The following is a 5,366-nucleotide window of genomic DNA, read 5'->3' as shown; positions in this document are numbered from 1 at the left end:
GGGTGGTGGAGGGGGGTGCCGGGCCCCTGGTCCGCGGCGGGCCCGCGGCCGTACGGGGGGTCCGCGCATAGGCTCCGACCTGCGACGATGGGCGGATTTCGATACGATCTCCCCCTCGGAGAAGGGGAGTTGATGGACCGCAGCATACGCTCCATGGAAGACGTGCTCAGCCTGCTGGACGGACTGTTCGCACCGGCAGCCGACCGCTGGACGGCCGGTGGCGCGGACTGGTGGGACGGCTTCTACGCCGACCGCGCCAAACCGGTGCCGTTCTTCGTGGCGAAGCCCGACGAGAACCTCGCCGCCCACGTCGAACGCGGCCTGATCACCCCCGGCCGCGCCCTGGACCTGGGCTGCGGCCCGGGCCGCAACGCCCTCCACCTCGCCTCCCTCGGCTTCGAGGTGGACGCCGTGGACCTGTCGCCGACGGCCCTCGCCTGGGCCGGGGAGCGCGCCCGGGAGGCCGGCGCCGACATCCGCTTCCACCGCGGCGACGCCTTCGCCCTCGCCGCGGCCGGCGAACTCGGCGGCCCCTACGACCTGGTGTACGACTCCGGGTGCTTCCACCACCTGCCGCCGCACCGCCGCGTCAGCTACCTCGCCCTCCTGGAACGCGTCCTCGCCCCCGGCGGCCACCTCGGCCTCACCTGCTTCGCGGCCGGCGCGATGGGCTCCGAGCTCTCCGACGCCGCGCACTACCGGGAGGGCGGCCTCGGAGGCGGGCTCGCCTACACCCCCGAGTCGCTGCGCTGGATCTTCTCCGGCCTGGAGGAGCGGGAACTGCGCCGGATGCGCGACGAGCCGCAGGAGTCCCCGTACTTCGGCGAGGCCTTCCTCTGGACGGCCCTCTTCCGCCGCCCGGCCGGAGCTCCCGCCCCCTCCGCCGGTCAGCGGTAGCCGGTGGTGTCCGCCGGCCGGCCCGGGTCCTGGACCTCCACCATGTACCGCCAGGCGTCCGGCCGGCTCCCGTCGAGGTCCGTGAAGCCGTAGACCCCCGCGAGCTGCCCGCTGGAGAGGGACTGCCCGTTCCAGCGGGACACCTCCGGGTCGGCGGCCAGGGCCGCGACCGCCCGGCCGACGTACGACGGGGTCTCGGAGATCGCGAAGTGCGGGACCTCCTTCAGGGCGTCCCGCCAGTTCGCCTCCGTCACCCCGAAGGCGTCCAGCATCATCTCCGAACGCATCCAGCCCGGCGTCAGCGCCACCGCCGTCGCCCCGCGCGGCCCCAGCTCGTGCCCGAGCGCGAACGCCATCCGCAGCACCGCCGACTTGGCGATGTCGTAGAAGAACGAGTTCCGGTAGCGGGTCGCGTTGTACTCGGCCGTACCGTCCGTCATCTCCACCACCAGCCCGCCCGGCTCGCGCAGCAGCAGCGGCAGGGCGAAATGGCTGGTCACGGCATGCGTGTCGATCGCCAGCCGGAGCAGCCGCAGCCCCCGGTCCAGATCGTGCTCCCACACGGGACTCTCCCACTCGAAGAGCTGCTCCCCGCCCCAGACGTCGTTCACCAGCAGGTCGAGGCGGCCCTGCTCGGCCTCGATCCGCGCCACCAGCGCCTCGACCTGCTCGGGCACCAGATGGTCGGCCACCACCGGCACGCCCCGCCCGCCCGCCGCCGTCACCAGCGCCGCCGTCTCCTCGATCGTCTCCGGGCGGCCGTACTCCGACGGCCGCCCGGCCGTACTGCGCCCCGATACGTAGACCGTCGCGCCCGACGCGCCCAGCTGGACCGCGATCCCGCGCCCCGCGCCCCGCGTCGCCCCGGCCACCAGGGCCACCCTGCCCTCAAGAGTCCGCTCAGTTCCCGGCATGCCGCGACCTTACGCCGCGTGCCGCGCCGGCCGCCCGTCCCGCTGCCCGGGCTTGTACAACCCGGCCATCAGGCCGCACTGTTGGCCGGAAACCGTCCGTACGGACCAGGAGAGCCGGCTTGTCACCCGACCACGCACCCGCGCAGGCACCCGACCACGTACCCGACCCCGCGCCGGCGCACGCACCCGCGAACGCACCGGCGCGCACCCACGTCATCGACCCCGCCGGCGGCTGCCCGCACGCGCTCAACGCCCGGCTGCGCGCCGAAGGGACGGTCGCCGAGGTGGTCCTCCCCGGCGGCGTGCCGGGCGCGGTCGTCCTCGGGCACGAGGCACTGAAGGAGTTCCTCGCCCACCCCGACGCGGCCAAGGACGCCCGCCACTTCCCCGGCCTGCACGACGGCACCGTGCCCGCCGACTGGCCGCTGCGGGTCTTCGCCAACGCCCAGGGCATGCACACCGCCGACGGAGCCGACCACCGCCGCCTGCGCTCCCTCGTCGGCAACGCCTTCACCGCCCGCCAGGTCGAACGGCTGCGCCCGCGCGTCGAGGAGCTCGCCGACGAACTCCTCGACGGCCTCGCCCGCGCCGCCGAAGGATCCGCCGACGGAGTCGCCGACCTGCGCACGCACTTCGCGCTGCCGCTCCCGATGGGCGTCATCTGCGAACTGCTCGGCGTGGACCCTCGACACCGGGGCCGCCTCCACGAGCTCTCCCACACCGTGATCATCTCCACCGACATCCCCCCGGCCGAGGTCATGGCCGCCGTACGGGAACTCGTGGAGCTGATCGCCACCATCGCCGCCGCCCGCCGCGCCGACCCCGGTGAGGACCTCACCAGCGCCCTGATCGCCGCCCGCGACGGTGACGGCGACCGGCTGAGCGAGGCCGAACTCATCGGCACCATGCGGCTGATGCTCGTCGCGGGCCACGAAACCACCCTCAACCTGATCAGCAACGCCGTCCGCGCCCTGTGCACCCACCGCGACCAGCTCGACCTCGTCCTGGACGGCCGGGCGAGCTGGTCCGACGTGGTGGACGAGACCCTGCGCTGGGACGGCCCCGTCAGCTGGTTCCCCTTCCGCTACCCCACCCGTGACCTGACCGTCGACGGCACCCTCATCCCCCGGGGCACCCCCGTCCTCGCCGGCTACACCGCCGCCGGCCGGGACCCGGCCGTCCACGGCCCGGACGCCGACCGGTTCGACGTCACCCGCCCCGGAGCCGCCCGTAACCTCTCCTTCGGACACGGCGCGCACTACTGCGTCGGAGCCCCGCTCGCCCGGCTGGAGGCCACCATCGCCCTGGAACGGCTCTTCACCCGCTTCCCCGGCCTGGACCTCGCGGTGCCCGAGACCGAACTCCCGCACCAGCGCAGCTTCATAGGCAACAGCGTCGAGGCTCTCCCGGTCCGGCTGGGCAAGCCGTAGCGGCGGCGGCAGGCCAGGGCGGCACGGCTCCTACGTCGGGCCGGCGGGCGCGGAGAGCTCCGTACTCAGCCAGCCCAGCGCGTCCGGGTACATCCCGGTCCACGTCTGGAAGTTGTGGCCCCCGGCCGGGCGGACGAGCGTCTTCACCCGGATCCCGCTGCCCTGCGCCGCGCCGCTGAAGGCGGCCAGCTGCTTCGGCGGGCTGTCCCGGTCCTGCGCGGAAGTGGCCAGGAACAGCGCGACGTCCTCGCCCTTGGCCTGCCCGACCAGCCACATCGGGCTGTTGCGTTCCCGCAGCGCCGCATCGGGCAGCACCTGCGGGTCCCCGGTCAGCGGATCGGGGTCCAGGGCCGCGCCCGCACGGAACACCTTCGGGTACTGCAGCGGCAGCTTCGCCGCGCAGAACGCCCCCGTCGACACGCCCATCAGCCCCCACCCCTTCGGCTGGGGCAGGGTGCGGAAGTTCTTCTGCACCAGGTCCGGCACGTCCCGCGCGAGCCAGGTGGCGACCTTGCGCTGCGGGGTGTCGCTGCAGTCGGTGTTCACCCCGCCGGGGTACAGCTCGGGAATGACCAGGATGAACGGCTGCGACGCCCCCAGCCGGACGAGCTGCTCCAGCGCGTCCGGCATCGAACCCAGGTCGATCCAGGAGCGCGGCGTCCCCGGGTACCCGTGCAGCAGCGTCAGCACCGGGAAACGGGTCTTCTCCGCGCCCGGGGCGTCGTACTCGGGGGGCGTCCACACGATCACCTGGCCGGCGAGCTTCGAATGACTGCCCCGGAAGTACGTGCTCCGGGTGCCGTTCTCCCCCGGGGTGAAACGGGCCCGGCCGAGCGGAGGCCCGGTCATCGCCGAGGCGCTCGCGTCCGCGCCCGTGCCCAGCAGGTCGTCCCAGGAGGCGTACAGCCCGTAGCCGTCGTTGATCCAGGCGGCCACGACCCCGATGGCGGTCAGCTGGCACACCCCGATCATCAGCACCCGCGCCACCCACCGCAGCACGGCCGGACCCGGCACCCGGTTCCACAGCAGCAGCGCCAGGAGCATGGCCAGCGCGGTGACGGCGATCAGCGTGACGAGGAACGACGTGCTGGTCAGCTCCACGGGGTCGGCTCCTGACGTACGGCCACATGTCGTCGTAAATGTACGGGTACGCAACCCCTACGCGTGGACGCTCACCGTGACGGAGTGCCAGCCTGTCGCCCCGTCGGGGAGGGTGCCCCGGCGCTCCTCGGGCTGCACCGCGCCCCGGCCGTCCGTCGCCCGGACCTCCAGGGTGTGCTCCCCGGGCGCCGCCTCCCACGGCCACACCCACTGCCGCCAGGTGTCGTCTCCGTCCGAGTCACCGAGCCGGGCCTCGTGCCAGGGGCCGCCGTCGGCCCGCACCTCCACCCGGGCGATGCCCCGGTGCTGCGCCCACGCCACCCCGGCCACCGCCACCCGCCCCGCCGCGAGCTCGGCGAAGGCGCGCGGGGTGTCGATCCGCGACTGCGTCTTGACGGGCGCCTGCTGCGCCCAGGAACGGCGCACCCAGTACGCGTCGTACGCCGCGAAGCTGGTGAGCCGCAGCTCGGTCAGCCACTTGCAGGCCGACACGTACCCGTAGAGGCCCGGTACGACCATCCGGACCGGGAAGCCGTGCGCGAAGGGCAGCGGAGCGCCGTTCATCCCGACGGCGAGGAGCGCGTCCCGGCCGTCCATCACCGTCTCGACCGGCGTGCCGATCGTCATCCCGTCCACCGAGCGCGCCACCAGCTGGTCGGCCGGACCGCCCGCCGACGGCGGCCGCACCCCGGCCTCGCGCAGCAGGTCGGCGAGGCGGACGCCGAGCCAGCGGGCGTTGCCCACGTAGGGGCCGCCGACCTCGTTGGACACGCAGCACAGGGTGATGTCGTGCTCCGTCAGCGGCCGGGCGAGCAGCTCCGGCAGGGTCAGGGTCAGGGGCCGGGAGACCCCGTCGCCGTGGACGGTCAGCCGCCAGGTGCCCGCGTCGACGCGGGGGACGACGAGGGCGGTGTCCACCCGGTAGAAGTCCGGGGCGGGGGTGAGGAACGGGCCCACGCCGGGCACGTGCAGGTCCGCCCCGGCGGGCACCGGCGGCGCGGGCGCGGCGGGGGGCGGCAGGACC

At 74.3% G+C, this 5,366-nt stretch carries 5 protein-coding genes; 2 read left to right on the top strand and 3 right to left on the bottom strand.

Annotation, left to right across the window (positions count from 1 at the left end):
* Window positions 1-132 precede the first annotated feature (132 nt).
* Window positions 133-897, top strand: a complete 765-nt coding sequence (locus tag VR44_RS31315) for a class I SAM-dependent methyltransferase (RefSeq protein WP_045950998.1) — start codon at window positions 133-135, stop codon at window positions 895-897.
* Here the strand turns inward: VR44_RS31315 and VR44_RS31310 are convergent.
* Window positions 888-1,811: an SDR family oxidoreductase gene (locus VR44_RS31310; RefSeq protein ID WP_045950997.1), complete on the bottom strand. Its 924-nt coding sequence runs from the start codon at window positions 1,809-1,811 to the stop codon at window positions 888-890. The two genes, VR44_RS31315 and VR44_RS31310, sit on opposite strands and share 10 nt — an antisense overlap.
* 215 nt (window positions 1,812-2,026) lie before the next feature.
* On the opposite strand from VR44_RS31310, the gene VR44_RS31305 reads away from it, so the two are divergent.
* Complete coding sequence (locus VR44_RS31305; RefSeq protein ID WP_045950999.1) at window positions 2,027-3,241, top strand: cytochrome P450 family protein; 1,215 nt, start codon at window positions 2,027-2,029, stop codon at window positions 3,239-3,241.
* Window positions 3,242-3,271: 30 nt separating this feature from the next.
* Here VR44_RS31305 and VR44_RS31300 read toward each other — a convergent pair whose 3' ends face one another.
* Window positions 3,272-4,342, bottom strand: coding sequence for an alpha/beta hydrolase (locus VR44_RS31300; RefSeq protein ID WP_045950996.1), 1,071 nt, complete (start codon window positions 4,340-4,342; stop codon window positions 3,272-3,274).
* Between the two features lie 57 nt (window positions 4,343-4,399).
* Window positions 4,400-5,366, bottom strand: a 967-nt coding sequence (locus tag VR44_RS31295) for a molybdopterin-dependent oxidoreductase (protein ID WP_045950995.1), incomplete at its 5' end; no start/stop codon positions are given.

The sequence above is a fragment of the Streptomyces katrae genome (assembly GCF_000966975.1).
GTDB classification, from domain to species: Bacteria; Actinomycetota; Actinomycetes; order Streptomycetales; family Streptomycetaceae; genus Streptomyces; species Streptomyces katrae.
Note: the sequence above shows the minus strand (reverse complement) of the source record. Positions and strands in the feature narration are given on the sequence as shown.